This window comes from Hydrogenophaga sp. PML113 (assembly GCF_001777155.1).
Classification (GTDB): Bacteria; Pseudomonadota; Gammaproteobacteria; order Burkholderiales; family Burkholderiaceae_C; genus Hydrogenophaga; species Hydrogenophaga borbori.
In genome coordinates, this window is the sequence record NZ_MIYM01000001.1 from 404,398 (window position 1) to 419,371 (window position 14,974).

Sequence of the window (14,974 nt, forward strand, 5' to 3'; positions counted from 1 at the left end):
GCGCTCGGGCCGTTAGCTCAGTTGGTCAGAGCAGAGGACTCATAATCCAACGCCGAAAACCCTTGGCGTGAGCAAAACGGACTCCCTCGTCCAGGGGAAAATTGCTCAAGAAGTCTATTGCTCGGTCGAAAACCTGTTCTGACGTATCAACGTGAGCAAGGTGTGAGCAAGTGGCTAGCGTAGCAATGCTGCCGAGCGGACGGTTTCGAGGGTTCGCACGGCACAAAGACATGAAGGAAGCCCGGGTCTTCGACCGCGAAGACCAGGCCCGAACTTGGGCTCAGGGTACTGAGAAGCGCATGAAGGGAGGTACTTGGTCGAAACCCGACAAGGGTGCCAAGCCAGACTTGCTCACGCTTCGCAAGGCGGCGGTACTGTACGCCGAAAGTGACACTTGGGCAGCGCTCGGCGAACGGACGCGGGCGACGGAGCCCTCGAAGCAGAAGCGTCCCTTAGAGGTTCTGGGTGACCGAGACGTGCGCAGCATTACAAGCGAGGATGTGCGCCTGTACATCAAGCAAAGGCTACTTGAGTCTCCTCTGAACCGCGACAAGAGCAAGACAATGTCTCAACACGCAGTGCGCTTGGAGGTCGCGGCTCTGAGCGGCATTCTTCGGTTCTGCGTGGAGGAGTTGAAGGTCATCGATACCAACCCTGTCAGGGGCGTAAGACGTCCCAAAGGCGCAGGTAGGAAGCGCCGACTGACAGACGCTGAGATTGGTCAGTTGTTCGATGTCTGGAACATGGGAGATGACGGAAAGGCCTATGCGTTTTTCCGAATCTTGTTTGCGTCGCTGTGTCGGCCTGGCGAGTTGGCGGGAGCCCGGAAGGAGTGGCTCAGACATGACCCTCCTCAAATCAATCTGCCGGTTACAAAGAACTCAGACCCTCGCACTATCCTCCTTACAGCGTCAAACTTTCAGATGTTGCTACGCCACCTTGAGGAACAACCCGCGGACTGCCCCTACCTTTTTGGAACCCCCAAGCGGTCAGGGAAAGGCTGGAGTCCCTACAACTACAGGCATCCATTCGACAAGGCAGTGGAAGCTTGTGGCCTGACGGGCGTCGTGCCGCACCTCTCGCGTCACGAAGGCGTGAGCAGGCTGTTTGAGCGAACGAATCTGAGTGATGGTCAGATTGCTGGTCTTACCGGACACCGTAGCGCTCAGGCTCTTTGGAACTACCGGCACCTCCGCAACGAGCACCAGCGTGGCATCGTCAATGCCCTGGACCTTGAGGTGAGCCATGCAATCGACCGAGCTGCCAGCGGCGCGCATCCATCGCTTGGCCTCAGACCTGGTGAAATGCTGCTACCCATCAGTGACGAGGAACTCGTGGAAATGCGCAGGGTTCCGGCGGCCAAGGAGCGCAAACGCACCAGCGCCAAGACGGGCGCAGCGACACAATAGCAACGCGCGGCTGGGTCTGGCTGGCGCGGGAGAGGCACCCCGAGCATGTCGCTGAATTCGTATGCCGATTGGGCGGGCACAGCTGGTTGGCGCGACTTGGCGGTATGAGTCGACCAAGAGGGCTCCCATGGTCTCGACAACAGGGCCGCTAGAATCGAAGCGAGTGGGCCGTTAGCTCAGTTGGTTAGAGCAGAGGACTCATAGCGTTAGTTGTGCACCGTCGCGGGAAACCCGGCGCGTGAATGGCGTCAAAGTCGGTGAAACCTGACGGCTGCAAAGCGCAAGGCAACGCCGAGCCAAGCCCGCATGTGCGGGAAGGTGTAGAGACTAGACGGCGCCCGCCTACAGGCCTGCTGGCTATGGCGAAGGCATAGTCCAGGGAGTCCAGAAATGGGCACAAACCGGAATCCTTTGGTCGTTGGTTCAAGCCCAACACGGCCTACCACTCGCAAACATGAGCAGGTGCTCATGCAGTAATTTGGAGTTGGCCAGGCCAGGTCGACGGTTACGGTCTGATTTTCAGGATGTCTCGGCATAGCAAGCGCCCCCCGCGATGCCGTAAGTACCCTTGGTTTTTGCGGTGCCTTTGGTGACTTCTGGCGGGGCTCACCTCAACTTGGCGGGCATTGCTCCACCACGCTATGGGTGGCAAAGTCGAGCGCCGAGGCTTGGCGCTGCAAGACTCGCAGACCTGGGGTCACTGGCCTGGAGAAAACCGTGAGGTCTGCGCCCAGGTCCTCGCTTGAAACTCGGACAGCACCGCCTCGGAAGCAACCCACCGAAGCCTGTCCTCGCCCGGCTTGATGAGCGCTACTTGAACCGCTTGGTCGAAGCGCCTGACGCCCAACAGCCTACCGGCCGGAACGGACAGTGCGGGCGACGCCCAGAGCACATTGGACCTCGGCACGTCCGTGCCGGCTTGTGGGATGGAGAACATGTCGTCGAAGGACTCATCCGACGGTGAAAGCTCGGCGGTGACGGCCGCACGCGCGAAGCGAATATGCATGCTGAACTCCGGATTGCTCAGCCGTCGACAGACGCACCTTTGGTGTGTGGTCTGGCTGTAATCGGGGTTCAGTTGTGGTCTACATGATGGCCTGTATGTCGCGAGGCGGATTGTGCCGTATTGACCACCAGAAGGAAGCTGCAACAGAGGGGGAGACTTTCGGCGCCGAAAACGCAGAGGCAGTTCAGGATTCGTTGGGGGATGGTCCGCAAGGACAAGCCCGGGGGCTGCGTCACGCGACCAACTCGGGAGCACATAGAAAATCTCCCCCTGGTTCACAGGGGGAGCGAATCAACCATCAGCCCGTTGTTGAACGGTTACTCGACCGCCTCTGCCGGTTGAGCCACCGGCTTCGAAATCTTTGCTGCCTCGAAGGCGATGACGAGCAAGGTGCCCGTCGGCTTGCCGTCTCGGGACAGATAGAAGTCCGCCTTGAGCTTGCCAGTCACCTTGACGAAGTCCCCTTTGTTGAGATGGGGCTTCTCCTCCTTCATGAGGCGAACCGTGTACCACGTGGGCTGAGTGTCCACACCGCGCATGCTCTCGGCTACTCTGAACTCAGAGAACTTTCGTCCAGTGGTCTTGGAGGTTTTCATCTCCGGCTCTGTGGCGACATTTCCAAAAATCTGCATCTCTTCTTTCCTTGATTGATGGCAGGGACATTGCCCTGGAACTTCGTATAGCAACCGCCTGGCAGTCAGTGCCGCGTTCCCTTTGGCACCGATTCGATGAAGCGCAGCGTCGCGTGTATCGGCGGAACAACCGACACCGCAACCTCGCTGACTCCCTCCATGTCGACGCTGCCAGGGATGGCGTCCAGTTCGCGGACCGATGCCACGACCTCGGGCAGCTCCATCAACAGCTTCTCGAGGACCGCGTGGTCAGTTGGCGCCGCTTTGACAAGCGCCGCATCCAGTGCTTGTAAGCCGAAGTTCAATGCGTAAACCGCGGCATCAGACCCTTGCGACTTCATCAGCACGACCCTCATACGTCCTTCACGCATGACTTTCACGGCATTGAGCACCTCTGCATCCCAAAGCGGAATCAAGAATCGGTGCTGCCGTGACAATGCTTGATGTGTGAGAACCAGATACGTTCCTCCGCCCGGGGTTCTGCAGTAAGCGACATGAACCAACGGTGCTGGTGCGTTGGGACCGAAGGACGCGTCGTACATGGCCGCAGGCACTTCCCCGTACAGAATCCAGTGTCCCTGTATGTCCGGTGGAACTCTCAATCCAACCCGGATGAAGGCTTCAGTCAGGTTCTGGGGTGAGCGAAACCCCGCTTCTGCAACCGTGCTGGCGGCCGCATCGCTCGTGTCCCGGACCAGGTCTTCAATGTGTTTCTCTTTCATGGATGTCCTTGTGCGCGACAGTGCGCACAACGTGTAGCGACACCCGTCTCAAGCGCCCTTCTGCGTAACGAGCGAATGCAGCGGTGACCCTGGCGCGCGCCAGGGCTCCATCGGGGGAATGCGCTGGTAGGGCAGGTAGTTCACGTCGAACCAGCCATCGCATGCGTGCCCATCGCGCCCATCGAGCCTGACCTTAGGAAGCCAGACGGGGAGTGCTTGGACCAGCACGTATCCGGCGGTTTCGTCCACGAGCCGCGTCCTGCCATCCGACATGACCTCCTCGCGCGTTCGAATCACTGTGTAGGCGCCGCCGAGGCCGGGAACAAGAATTCTCCGTCCCTCACTGAGCGAGAACGCCGCCGACTCTTGCGCCAAAGCGTCAAGCGTCGCGCGTACCCGGTTCTCGATGCGCGGTGAACGCGTAAGCACAACGACTCGGCGCAGCGGTACGCCGAGACGAGTAGTTCGACCCGCAGAAAGCGCGAGGGCTTTGAGCGATGCAGCACGGTCAGCACCTCTGGCGCTGCGGTCCACCTCGAGCCACGTCACACCGTCCGACTCGATGGCAACTGCGTCGGGGCGCAGTTCAATCCGTCTTGAACCTCGATTCATCGTGACGAGAACGTTCAGGAGCCCATGCGATGTGTCATCGTTTACCCCCCCATTCTTCGCAAGCAGGACCATCAGTTCTTGCTCCGTATGCGCCCGAAGTCCTCGCGCTTCGCAGCACAGCGTCAGGAACTGGGCCCATAGGCGATGCTCCGGATTGCTCATGTCGGAGACTCGGCGCACAGATGACGAGGCGTCTACCCCACGGTTGGCCAGCCAATCCGCGCCCTTACCGGTCAGGCCGTAGACCGTCTGAAATCGGTCTGTCCTGTAACGGCGCAGCAAATCATCCTTGACCATCCCGCGCATGGCGCGCTGGGCAGCCGTCAGCGCGGCCTTGAACGGGCGCTCGGCGAAGCACCCCACAGCAACATCAATTGTTCGAATGACCCTGAAGCGATTCGCCAGCCTCAGTGCCACCGCGCGGATGTACTCCTGCAGCGCGCTGCTGTGAACAGTTGAGGTAAGTCCTCGGGACGGTGGACGCACTCTCGTGTGCCTTGGTGATGCCTCCTCAGGCGTCACAGGGGCATGGCTCGCGGCACCGCTTGGCGCAGGCTCGTGTACTGCAGTGGTCGGGCGTTTGTGGGGCTGTGATGCGCGGCGCGGCATCCTGTGTTCTTGCGGCATGTAACCAGTTCTCCAGGGGACGTACCGGCGGCCGCTCGACCCGGTCCTCGACCCTCGAGGTGGTGGCGTCGCCTTATCCCGTGTAGCGACCGCCTAGAGGGCGGCGCTACCCAGCGGCAGTAACCGGCGCACCACGCCAACGCGCTCTTTCGGGGCACCGGCGATGTTCTCCAGCACGGCGGCCAGAGGGAATGGGGCAGCTGTGTTTTCCCCTCTGTCGGCCTCGTGTGCCAGGGGCACACGTCTGTCGCGTATTCGTCGCGACGTCCCTCAAGGTCGCTGTGCTTCCGGACCGGCTGCGCCGGTGCGAACCGCCGCCGTCCCGAACCCTTTTCTCGAGGTCAACGTACTCACGGGGACGGCTTGCGCAACTGTTCTTTCGGCATGCCGTTCTTCTGCGGCTTGCCCCGACACGACAAAGCAGGCGTTCATGCGTCGTGACTGGGGCCCCGGCCGCAGACAGCGGCGCTTCGCGCCTTGAACTTCCTAGGTCGGCACGCGCTGGGACGGCGGCGGTTCGCACCGCCTGGCCGGTCCCGGTCGCGAGCAGCACTTCTCCCGAAGACGTATTGCCGAGGTGGAAGTGCTTCCCCGCACGCATCAGCTGTCTCGTCCAGGGCGCCGGCTGAACACCGGCCCGTCCGCCTGCTGGTCAACCAAAGGGATGGCGCATGGCACCGACCAGGCAGGTCGTCAGTGAAGGCGCTCTTCCCGATGGTGAGGGAGCCCTCAAAGACTTGTTCGCGAGGGTTCAGAGTGCTTGCATCACGGTGACCATGCGCTGGCACCACGGTGTCGCTCCGCGGTGCATAAACTGGATGCCTATAGGTGTCTCCATCAACTTTGTCTGGAGCACACATGCATTTCAAACGCCGCGGCAACCGCATTTCTCTGTACCGCAGCCGCTGGGTCCCAAAGGGTCCGGATGTCCCGCACGGTTACACCCATCAGACATTCGTCGGCAGCATCGAGGCAGACGCCACCTCGCTTCCCACTGGGCTTTCCTTGCTCCTCACACCGAGCGAATGCGCCATGGTCGAGCGTCGCATCATCGTGCCGGCCACGTTGGCGAAAGAGGCGGTCAGGCAGCAGGCCATGCAGCACCAAGTAGACCCCCTGTGGCGTCTCACAGAAGCGCTCCGTCTCGTCGAGGAGGCGGCGGCGCACAGCCAGGCAGCCGCCGTTTCCGCAGTACGTACCGAGCGCGTGCTCGCAGCACTGAAGAAGGTCAGAACCGTAGAGCCTGGTCCATCGACTCATCAGGGCACGGCGTCAGACCCGCTGCAAGAGGCCGTGAAGGCGATAAAGGCTGCTGCAGAGGCGGTTCAGCGTGGACGGTATGGCCGTGCTCCGGCGAGCGGGTTCCGGAAAACCCCTGTCTTTCGGCGCTGGACCGACATCCTCGCAGCAGTTGACGGAGGTGACAACAGCTTGCTGCGAGCCCTTCAGACAGCAGGTTTCGCGTCGAGGCGCAAGGCCTGAACCAGTCCCAGGGGTGTTGGAAGGACGGTTGCTATACGAAGGACACGATTTCCGTGTTCCATAGGACATCAGCAATGCACAAGACCCTCAACTCCAAGCAGCCCAAAGCCATCAACCCAGTCGTAGATACCCTTGGTAGCGTAGAAGCGCGCGAAGCGCGTGTGCGCCGCCTCTACAGTGCGCCTGGCGGGCCGCTGATGGGCTGGCTCCTCGATGAGGCGCTGGCTCGTGGGCACCATCAGCAGGAGCTGGCCCGTCAGCTCGGCGTGACGGTCGGGTACCTCCACCAGTTGCGCAACGGCTTGCGTCAGGTGAATCACATCAGCCACGATTTCGCAGCAGCGTGCGCAAGCTATCTGATGGTGCCCGCCGTCGTCGTGAAGCTGGTGTCCGGGCTGATTCGCATGTCGGACTTCGCCTGGCCGAATGTTTCAGAAGAAGAGCTCGTCGAACGCGCATTTCAGCGGCTGCGGTCCGACCCGGTCGTGATGGCTGCCCTGCCCGAGAGCCTGGATTCGCTGAGCTACGAGGCCCGCCGTGCGCTGGTCATCCTGTACTCCGAGGTCAGTTGCCAGGACTTCTTCTCCCTACGAGAGGTTCCCGAGGCCGTTCGGTGGCTGCAGCGAGCCGCAGTACTTCACAACGAGTCGGAAGCGGACGCGCTCATCGGACACAAGGGCATCAGCCATTGAGGTCTGCATAAGACCAAAAGACTTGATTGAAAAGGGCGAGCACATAGCTCGCCTCTTTTTTTTGTTCCCCTAGCCTCCTGTTTCCCAAAGGCTCGCCGACCGCCCAAAGCCCTAAGGGATAAAAGCCAATCGCTGTAGGTGTCAGCTGGCACCGATTCGTGGCGCTAGCGGGCACGAACAGGCGCTTCCGGTCACCACGTGCTCCATTCACCGGCTTGGAGCATTCGATGCTTGAATCAAAACACGTCCTCGACCTAAGGGACCTGTCACTTCTCCTGGCGCGCAGCCCGGAGACCATCCGAAAGGATGTGCACCGCAACCCGGCCGCTGTCCCTCCACGGCTCGTCATTCCTGGCACCCGTCTTTTGCGGTGGCGTGCCGAAGACGTACATGCGTGGTTGGCACGACGCGTGGAGGGTGTTCAACATGACTAAGCAAGTGAAGAAGAATCCCTTCAGCAGGCCATTGAACATTAAGTTCATGCTGCGCAACCCGCCGCCTGCCCTTGACCACGTTCTTCCAGGCCTGTTGGCGAAGTCTGTCGGGCTGCTGGTTGGCCCAGGCGCCGTCAGCAAGACCATGCTCGCCCTGCAATTGGGCATCGCAATGGCCACCGGTACACCCCTGCTGGGCGGTCTCGTGGGTGGGTCTGTTTCTGAGGCTGGGAAGGCGCAGCGTGTTGTTTTGGTCCTTGCCGAGGAGTCGGCTGAGGTCGTCTGGCATCGATTGCATGCCATCGCAAGCGTTCAGCTCGCAGCTAGTGGCATCGACCCTGGTACCGCCGCGGAGCTTATCGAGCGCAACCTCGTTATCCACGCACTCGCTGGTGGAGACCAGGTGAATCTGCTCGGCGACAACTTGGATAGGACGCCAGCTGGTGAGCAATTGCGGGAGGCTTGCATGGGGGCCAGGCTCGTCATCCTTGACCCTGTACGCGACTTTCACAACGCGGACGAAAACGACTCGACCGCTATGAAGGCGCTGGCTCGTCATATTGCGAGTTACGCGGCTTCGACGGGCGCCGCGTGGTTGCTTGTGCATCACTCCAGCCGTGCTGCGGCTGTGCACGGGTTTGGGGGCTCAGCAGACGCTGGACGCGGGTCTACCGCGCTCACAAATGCCGTTCGGTGGCAAATGAACTTGAGCCGTCCTAGCCGCGAAACTGCCAAGCAGCATCGCATACCGGCTGACGAGCTGAATGAAATCGTTCTGCTCGACGTTCCGAAATCGAACTACGTTGGAACCCCAGGAACCCTATTGGCGCGACGAGGTCCGCACGGCGTGCTTATGTTGGCGGAGGACCGGGCATGAAGCGGCCGTCCTTGGCAATAGCGGTGCCACCGGAAGCCACGCATCCACGGGTGGTTCGACTCTCCCCACCGGTTGGGCTGTGTCAGCTCTTCCGTCCCTTGACGAAGAGCCGCGCAGCGCGCCCAACCCTCAACGAGACATACCAGTACGGCCAGGACCTTACGCTTCGTTTCAGCGCGCGGGAAGCGCTCGGCGCTCCTGAGCAAACCCTGCTACTCGTGCTTCTTGAGCTTGCGGAAGAACAGCATCGGCGAAGACCTGTTGAGCAACGCCTCGACCGGACTGACAGAACGGAAATCGGTTCGCAGCTCTGGACTTCGTTGCACGAGGATTCACCGACTCCCCTGCAAGACGAGCCGGCGACCCTCATGCTCAGCTGCAGTTGGAGTGAACTCCATCGCCGGTGTGGTTCGACCAGCGTAGGGGGAGCCGTGACAGAAAGCCGGCGCGCGTCGCTTGCGCGATTGTGCGAAGTGACGGTTTGGGAGAAATCGGAGGCGGCCAGGACGGTCCGCTCAGGCCGCCTGGTCAGCTGGCTGGTGGGGGACGACCAGAAAGTTCATGTGGCCTTGAACCACCGGCTGGCGTTGGCGCTGCTGAGTCCCGGGTACGCCCAGGTGCTGCTCTCCGAGCGCCTGCGACTCGACTCGCAAACGGCGATGCTGGTCCATGCGTTTCTTTCGACCTGCCTTGGTCAGGGCAAAACGATGGCGATTGGGTACGCGACGCTCGTGGACCGCCTTTGGCCTGGCCAGGGAATTCACGTGCCCGCGAGTACGCACCGTCGGCGTATTGCCGACGTCAAGTCGGCGTTGCGCTCGGTGGGGCGTCTCACGCACTGGGAGGTCTCACTGGGCAACTCCGTCGCGAATGTGGTTCGCGTCCGTGCCAAACCGGCGCTCGCACAAACGGCTGAACGGGCTAAGCGTGAGGCGTCTTCTACGGGAAAGGACTCGCCTGTAGCGACAGCTCGCGAAATGACGAGGGGGAGTCATTTCAAGGTTCCGAGCGCGTCGTATGCCGAGCAGCCCTTTTGGAAGAACGCCTGAGCGGACAAGCTTTCGCTGCGATATGACGAGCTACGTACAAGTTCTTAATAGGGTAACCCGCTGCATGGCAGGGCGGGGCCTTGCGGATGGCCCCTCTCTGCCTCTGCAGTGGCGTATGCCTGACGCGATTGCTGGTGGGGACCTCCCTGGTCCGTTCGGCCTTGCACATTCCGTCAACCTGCCCAGTGACAGGTTCTTCCATCACCAGGTAGTTCTTTTTGGGGTGGTGCTGCGGCCTAGGCGACATGTCAGAGGAGCGCGGACCATGCCTCCTGCTACTTGCATTAAGCTAGCGACTGAGTGGCGTTTTACTTACAGGAGCCGACGATGGCCAGTGTCAAGTCAGAGGTGGTCAGTGTTCGGGTGGAGCCTCATATAAAGGCGGCGCTGCAGGTGGCGGCCGAGCGTGAGATGCGCAGTCTCGCGAACATGGTGGAGGTTATGGTGGTGGCGTATTGCCGTGCTCAGGGTCACCCGCTGGAGGGCGTTCCGGATGACGCACTCGCGAACACCGCTCACCGGGGAAGTGCCGCGTGACAGAGGAAATCCAGTCACTCATTGCCAGGTTGGGCTTTCGTGACGGTGCAAATGGCCCACATGCGGCGCGCACGATGATGCTGGACGAACTGCGATTGCTCCTTAGCCACACTGAATCGCATGCCGCCTTCGGCGAATACAAGACTGCCATCTTGGAAGACAACGTCCTCGGCAAGCCCACCCGCAAGGCTCGCGAGTTGACGCTGCGCTACATGAGCGCGCTTTACGGCTTAGACACGGCCAACCCCATCTTTCGTGCACTGCGCCGCCTATGGCTATTGAATGAGGCCGCCCAGCCGATGCTGGCCCTGGCGGCGGCTTTGGCGCGCGACCCTTTGCTGCGCGCCACCCAGGACTTCATCCTCGGCCAGTCCATCGGCGCTTCGGTTTCTCGGGAGGCAGTCGAGCGCTTTCTCGCGCAGACATACCCCGACCGCTTCAGCCCCGCGTCGCTCAAGTCATTTGCCCAGAACGTTGCGGGTACCTGGACGGCCGCCGGCCTTCTCTCCGGCCACCGCAACAAGACCCGCTCGCAGCCCCTAGCTCACCCAGAATCCGTGAGCATGATGCTCTTCCTGGGATACCTTGAAGGTCGTACCGGACAACGCCTCTTCTCATCAGAGTGGACAAGGTTGCTGGGTAGTTCGCCCGATGACCTCGAAGCGCTTGCAAACTCCGCTTCGCACCGGGGTCTGCTCGTGTTCATGAATGCGGGCGGCGTCAAGGAGGTTCGCTTCCCGGGATACCTCTCTCCCGAAGAAGAACGCACCCGTCAGGAGGTCTCACATGTCGTCTAGGGTCACCAAGCTGGCTGCTGCCTACCGGCAGCACCTGTCGGTGCCATGGCAGGCCGGGCTGGCCGCTATCCAGCGCGTCATCTTTGCGGTGTACGACAAGGCCGACGAGCTTCGCCTGCGCGCCAACGTCGGTGAGTTCGAGCTCGCCACCCAGCAGGCCGGCAAGCAGTGGCTGCTGCTGGACGTGACCAACGCCTTCCCCCTGTGGATGGCAGCCCAGGAGTACCGCGATGCTTACTTCGAGTCACCCGAAGACCTGGCCGGCTACCAGACCAGCGAGCTCACGGAGTTCGTTGCAGACCTGACCGCGAAGCTGAAGGCCAGGATTGCCGCAGAGGCCGGTCCCGACACGGTCGTCGCCCTGCTGGGCGTCGGAGCGCTGTTCGGCCTCGCTCGGGTGTCTTCGGTTGTCGAAGGCATCAAGGAGAGCGTCCAGGGCCGGCTGCTCGTCTTCTTCCCGGGCGAACACCACCCGGAGAACCACACCTACCGCCTGCTGGATGCGCGCGACGGCTGGAACTACCTCGCCGTGCCGCTGTTCGCCCAGGAATGACGCATCGAACCACCTGAAGAACCAAAGCAAGGACCACCATGCTCAACAGGGACATTTACAGCAAGGCCCCGAAGGAAAACCGCCTCGTTAACAACGGTGTGGCCGAGGTCTCTGAAGACCACTCCGAGGCCGCGCAGGCCATCCTGCGATACGAACTTGAGACCTTCGTCTGCGACGGGCAGTATGAGAAAGGTCTGGAGACCATCCTCGACAAGTTCCTGCTCAACCTCGACTCCAAGACTGAGCAGCCCGGGGTGTGGATTTCCGGCTTCTACGGCAGCGGCAAGTCGCATCTCGCGAAGATGCTGCGCACGCTGTGGACCGACTACGATTTCACCGATGGTGCAACCGCCCGCAGCATCGCCAAGCTTCCCACTGGGGTGTTCGAACACCTGAAGGAGCTCTCCACCCAGGGCAAGCGTCATGGTGGTCTGCACGCCGCAGCCGGCAAGCTGGGTGCCGGTGCCGGCGACAAAGTACGGCTCGCACTGCTGGGCATCGTGTTCAAGTCCAAGGGCCTGCCCGAGCAGTACAACCAAGCACAGCTCGTCCTGTGGATGAAGCGCGAGAACATTCTCGACGCCGTCGAGGCAGAGCTCAAAGCCGCTGGCCGTTCGTTGGCTCAGGAGCTGCCCCACATGTACGTCTCAGGCCACTTGGCCAAGGCGCTGCTGAAGGTTCGTCCCGACCTCGCGCACACCGAAGCAGACGTACGCAAGCTGCTCAAGGAGCAATTCCCGCAGGTGACCGACGTCAGCAGCGAGCAGATGACCAACGCCATCGGCGACGCGCTGATGGTGGATGGCAAGTTCCCGTTGACGTTGGTGGTGTTGGACGAGGTCCAGCAGTTCGTCGGCAACGATGTAGAAAAGGCGTTCCAAGTCCAGGAGGTTACTGAAACCCTCAGCAAGCACTTCAACGGCAAGTTGCTGTTCGTCGCCACTGGCCAGTCTGCACTGTCGAGTATGGTCAACCTGCAGCGACTTATGGGCCGCTTCCCGGTGCAAGTGATGCTAGGCGACTGGGACGTCGAGAACGTCACCCGCCAAATCATCCTGGCCAAGAAGCCTTCGGTGCAGCCCGAGGTCGAGAAGGTCTGGCGCAACAACCTCGGCGAAATCTCCCGCCACCTGCGCGGCACCAAGCTCGAGCACGTCACCGACGACGAGAGTGTCATGACGTCCGACTACCCGCTGCTGCCGGTCCGCCGCCGCTTCTGGGAACGCGTTCTCCGCACCATCGACACCACTGGCACCGTCTCGCAGCTGCGGAGCCAGCTGCGCGTGGTGCACGAGGCCGTGCTGGCCACCGCTGAGGCACCGCTGGGGCACGTCGTTTCCGGCGACTTCCTCTACGACCAGATTGCTGCCAACCTCGTCTCCACGGCGCAGTTGCCGAAAGAGGTGTTCGAGAACGTCCAGCGATTCGCCGCTGGGGACGCGAACGCACAGCTCAAGGCCAATCTGCTCAAGCTCATTTATCTCATCAATAAGCTGCCCGCCGATGCGGCGATGGACCTGGGACTGAAGGCCACGGAGGAAGCGTTGGCCGACCTGCTAGTCACCGACCTGTCCGCCGGCTCGTCCGAGCTGCGCAAGTCGCTGCCGGCCCTGCTTGAAGAGCTCCAGAACAAAGACCGTTTGGTCATGGCCCTGGCCGGCGGCAACGGCATCGAGTACCGCCTGCAGACCCGCGAGTCCAGCGCCTGGTACGACGAGTTCCGTGCCCAGGAGGCCGAGCTCAAGGCTGCGCCGCAGCGCGTGGAGCAGAAGCGTGCCGACCTGCTCAAGACCCGCTTTGCCGAGGTGTTGAAGAAGGTGCGCGTAACCCAGGGCAAGGGTAACGAGGCGCGCACGCTCAGTCCGACCTACGACGACACCCTGCCCAAAGACAACGACAAGAGCCTGTACCTGTGGATTCAGGACGGCTGGCAGACCGAGGAGAAGTCGGTCATTGCCGAGTCCAAGGCCAAGAGCTCAGAAAACCCTACGCTCTTTGCCTTCCTACCTGCCCAGCACAAGACCGAGCTGACAAACGCCATCGTGGCGCTGGAGGCTGCGCGCACCACGCTGCAGAAGAAGGGCAACCCGTCCACCGAAGAGGGCCGCGACGCCCAGCGCTCGATGGAAAGCCGCCAGCGCAACGCCGAGAAGGAACTGGCCGAGCTGGTGGAAAAGCTGATGGCCGGCGTACGCGTGTTCCAGGCCGGCGGGCAGGAGGCTACCGACGGCAGTGACCTGGCCGACCGCATCAACCGCGCGGCTAGGTCCTCGGCCATCCGCCTCTACAGCCAGTTCGATGCGGCTGACCACGAGCAGTGGGGCAAGGTGCTGGACGAAGCCCGCAAGGGCAACCTGGAGGCCCTGAAGGCTGTCGGTCACACCCAGGAAGCCGACAAGCACCCGGTCTGCCAGAAGTTGCTGGGCTTCATTGGCCCCGGCAAGAAGGGCTCGGAGATTCGCGAGAACTTCGAGGCACCGCCGTACGGCTGGCCGCGTGACGCTATCGACGGCGCGCTTTACGCGCTACTGGCGTCTGGGCATGTCAACGCCACCGATGCCGCGTCCAAACCTGTCGATGCCAAGAGCCTGGACCGCGCGAAGCTCACGCAGGCCAGCTTCCGGCGCGAGAGCATCAACATCACGCCGATTCAGTTCATCAAGATTCGCAAGCTGTTCGACGCCGTGGGCGTGCCCTGCCAGCCCAAGGAAGAGTTGAACCGGATGCCAGCCCTGCTGGCCAAGCTGCGCGAGCAAGCCGCCAAGGCAGGCGGCCCGGCCCCGGCGCCCGAGACGCCGAAGCTCACGGTCATCGAAGCTATCGAGGCGCAGAGCGGCAACGCGCAGCTGCTGGAACTGTTCACCCGGCACGACGAGGTACTGGCCCTCTCGCAAGGCTGGACCAAGACGGCTACTGAGATTGCGAAGCGCATGCCGGCATGGCACAAGCTGGGCGACCTGCTCCGCCACGCAAAGGCCCTCGGCCCCTACGCCAAGCTCAAGGCTGAAGCTGATGCCATCGAAATCCAGCGCAGCCTGCTGGCGGACCCAGACCCTGTTCGTCCCCTGTTGGACGAGGCGGTCGACCTGCTGCGCCAGGCCTTGAAGGCCAAGCTGGACTCGTTCCAGCACGGCTTCGCACAGCAGCAGGCCCTGCTGCAGCTAGACGCCGACTGGAACAAGCTCAACGACGCTCAGCGCGAAGAGCTGACGGCCAAGCACCATCTGACGCCGCTTTCTGCAGTGGTCACCGGCACCCCCGAGCAGCTGCAGGACGCTCTGGACGACTGCGACCTGGACCACTGGGTCTCCAGGGCCCAGGCCTTGCCGAGCCGGTTCGAAGCCGCGCGGCATGCCGCCGTGCAGCTGCTCAAGCCCAACGTCGTCCACGTGGCGCTGCCCAAGCGCACGCTGAACGACGAAGCCGAGCTGAAGGCCTGGTTGGCCGAGGTTGAAGCGCTGCTCAGCGCCAAGCTTCAGAAGGGGCCTGTGGCGCTGTAACGACCCAGTACGTCCAAAGGGGAGACCAGGCAACAACCGCCGTTA

The 14,974-nt window shown here is 62.0% G+C and carries 13 protein-coding genes; 9 read left to right on the plus strand and 4 right to left on the minus strand.

From position 1 onward, the window contains the following. The first annotated feature begins 230 nt into the window (after positions 1-230). Complete coding sequence (locus tag BHU06_RS21970; protein ID WP_217494339.1) at positions 231-1,409, plus strand: site-specific integrase; 1,179 nt, start codon at positions 231-233, stop codon at positions 1,407-1,409. A gap of 697 nt (positions 1,410-2,106) precedes the next feature. Here BHU06_RS21970 and BHU06_RS01895 read toward each other — a convergent pair. The 4 genes from BHU06_RS01895 to BHU06_RS01910 all read right to left on the minus strand — a co-directional run bounded on the left by BHU06_RS01895 (position 2,107) and on the right by BHU06_RS01910 (position 4,798). Then, positions 2,107-2,415 (minus strand): hypothetical protein, encoded by a 309-nt coding sequence (locus BHU06_RS01895; protein WP_070397439.1) that lies wholly within the window; start codon positions 2,413-2,415, stop codon positions 2,107-2,109. 317 nt (positions 2,416-2,732) lie between these two features. After that, positions 2,733-3,047, minus strand: coding sequence for a single-stranded DNA-binding protein (locus BHU06_RS01900; protein WP_070397440.1), 315 nt, complete (start codon positions 3,045-3,047; stop codon positions 2,733-2,735). Between the two features lie 65 nt (positions 3,048-3,112). Beyond that, complete coding sequence (locus tag BHU06_RS22315) at positions 3,113-3,769, minus strand: hypothetical protein (protein ID WP_139146916.1); 657 nt, start codon at positions 3,767-3,769, stop codon at positions 3,113-3,115. A gap of 48 nt (positions 3,770-3,817) precedes the next feature. Beyond that, positions 3,818-4,798: a hypothetical protein gene (locus BHU06_RS01910; protein WP_254668100.1), complete on the minus strand. Its 981-nt coding sequence runs from the start codon at positions 4,796-4,798 to the stop codon at positions 3,818-3,820. Positions 4,799-5,866: 1,068 nt separating this feature from the next. Here BHU06_RS01910 and BHU06_RS22320 point away from each other — a divergent pair. The 8 genes from BHU06_RS22320 to brxC all read left to right on the plus strand — a co-directional run bounded on the left by BHU06_RS22320 (position 5,867) and on the right by brxC (position 14,929). Next, a complete protein-coding gene (locus tag BHU06_RS22320) occupies positions 5,867-6,490 on the plus strand; it encodes a hypothetical protein (RefSeq protein ID WP_139146917.1) in 624 nt (207 codons plus the stop codon). A gap of 74 nt (positions 6,491-6,564) precedes the next feature. Further along, positions 6,565-7,182 carry a hypothetical protein gene (locus tag BHU06_RS01915; protein ID WP_070397442.1) on the plus strand — a complete coding sequence of 206 codons (618 nt, stop codon included), beginning with the start codon at positions 6,565-6,567 and terminating at the stop codon, positions 7,180-7,182. Positions 7,183-7,608: 426 nt separating this feature from the next. Next, a complete protein-coding gene (locus tag BHU06_RS21980) occupies positions 7,609-8,493 on the plus strand; it encodes an AAA family ATPase (protein WP_175442777.1) in 885 nt (294 codons plus the stop codon). Further along, on the plus strand, positions 8,490-9,542 hold the full coding sequence (repC, locus tag BHU06_RS21985) for a replication protein C, IncQ-type (protein WP_083292826.1): 1,053 nt from the start codon (positions 8,490-8,492) through the stop codon (positions 9,540-9,542). The genes BHU06_RS21980 and repC overlap by 4 nt, the downstream gene beginning before the upstream one ends. Before the next feature lie 327 nt (positions 9,543-9,869). Continuing rightward, the gene (locus BHU06_RS01925) at positions 9,870-10,079 is read left to right on the plus strand and encodes a hypothetical protein (protein WP_070397444.1); all 210 of its coding nucleotides are present in this window, start codon (positions 9,870-9,872) and stop codon (positions 10,077-10,079) included. Continuing rightward, positions 10,076-10,876: a hypothetical protein gene (locus tag BHU06_RS01930; protein WP_070397445.1), complete on the plus strand. Its 801-nt coding sequence runs from the start codon at positions 10,076-10,078 to the stop codon at positions 10,874-10,876. Before BHU06_RS01925 ends, BHU06_RS01930 begins: the two co-directional genes overlap by 4 nt. Beyond that, positions 10,866-11,429 carry a BREX protein BrxB domain-containing protein gene (locus BHU06_RS01935; protein WP_070397446.1) on the plus strand — a complete coding sequence of 188 codons (564 nt, stop codon included), beginning with the start codon at positions 10,866-10,868 and terminating at the stop codon, positions 11,427-11,429. Before BHU06_RS01930 ends, BHU06_RS01935 begins: the two co-directional genes overlap by 11 nt. A 38-nt stretch (positions 11,430-11,467) precedes the next feature. Beyond that, entirely contained in the window at positions 11,468-14,929 is a 3,462-nt protein-coding gene (gene brxC, locus BHU06_RS01940) for a BREX system P-loop protein BrxC (protein ID WP_070397447.1), read from the plus strand. Positions 14,930-14,974 lie beyond the last annotated feature (45 nt).

Bases quoted from the DNA above. Each gene is read 5' to 3' on its own strand.
- BHU06_RS21970 (WP_217494339.1), top strand. From the start codon at position 231: ATGAAGGAAGCCCGGGTCTTCGACCGCGAAGACCAGGCCCGAACTTGG.
- BHU06_RS01895 (WP_070397439.1), bottom strand. From the start codon at position 2,415: ATGCATATTCGCTTCGCGCGTGCGGCCGTCACCGCCGAGCTTTCACCG.
- BHU06_RS01900 (WP_070397440.1), bottom strand. From the start codon at position 3,047: ATGCAGATTTTTGGAAATGTCGCCACAGAGCCGGAGATGAAAACCTCC.
- BHU06_RS22315 (WP_139146916.1), bottom strand. From the start codon at position 3,769: ATGAAAGAGAAACACATTGAAGACCTGGTCCGGGACACGAGCGATGCG.
- BHU06_RS22320 (WP_139146917.1), top strand. From the start codon at position 5,867: ATGCATTTCAAACGCCGCGGCAACCGCATTTCTCTGTACCGCAGCCGC.
- BHU06_RS01915 (WP_070397442.1), top strand. From the start codon at position 6,565: ATGCACAAGACCCTCAACTCCAAGCAGCCCAAAGCCATCAACCCAGTC.
- BHU06_RS21980 (WP_175442777.1), top strand. From the start codon at position 7,609: ATGACTAAGCAAGTGAAGAAGAATCCCTTCAGCAGGCCATTGAACATT.
- repC (WP_083292826.1), top strand. From the start codon at position 8,490: ATGAAGCGGCCGTCCTTGGCAATAGCGGTGCCACCGGAAGCCACGCAT.
- BHU06_RS01925 (WP_070397444.1), top strand. From the start codon at position 9,870: ATGGCCAGTGTCAAGTCAGAGGTGGTCAGTGTTCGGGTGGAGCCTCAT.
- BHU06_RS01935 (WP_070397446.1), top strand. From the start codon at position 10,866: ATGTCGTCTAGGGTCACCAAGCTGGCTGCTGCCTACCGGCAGCACCTG.
- brxC (WP_070397447.1), top strand. From the start codon at position 11,468: ATGCTCAACAGGGACATTTACAGCAAGGCCCCGAAGGAAAACCGCCTC.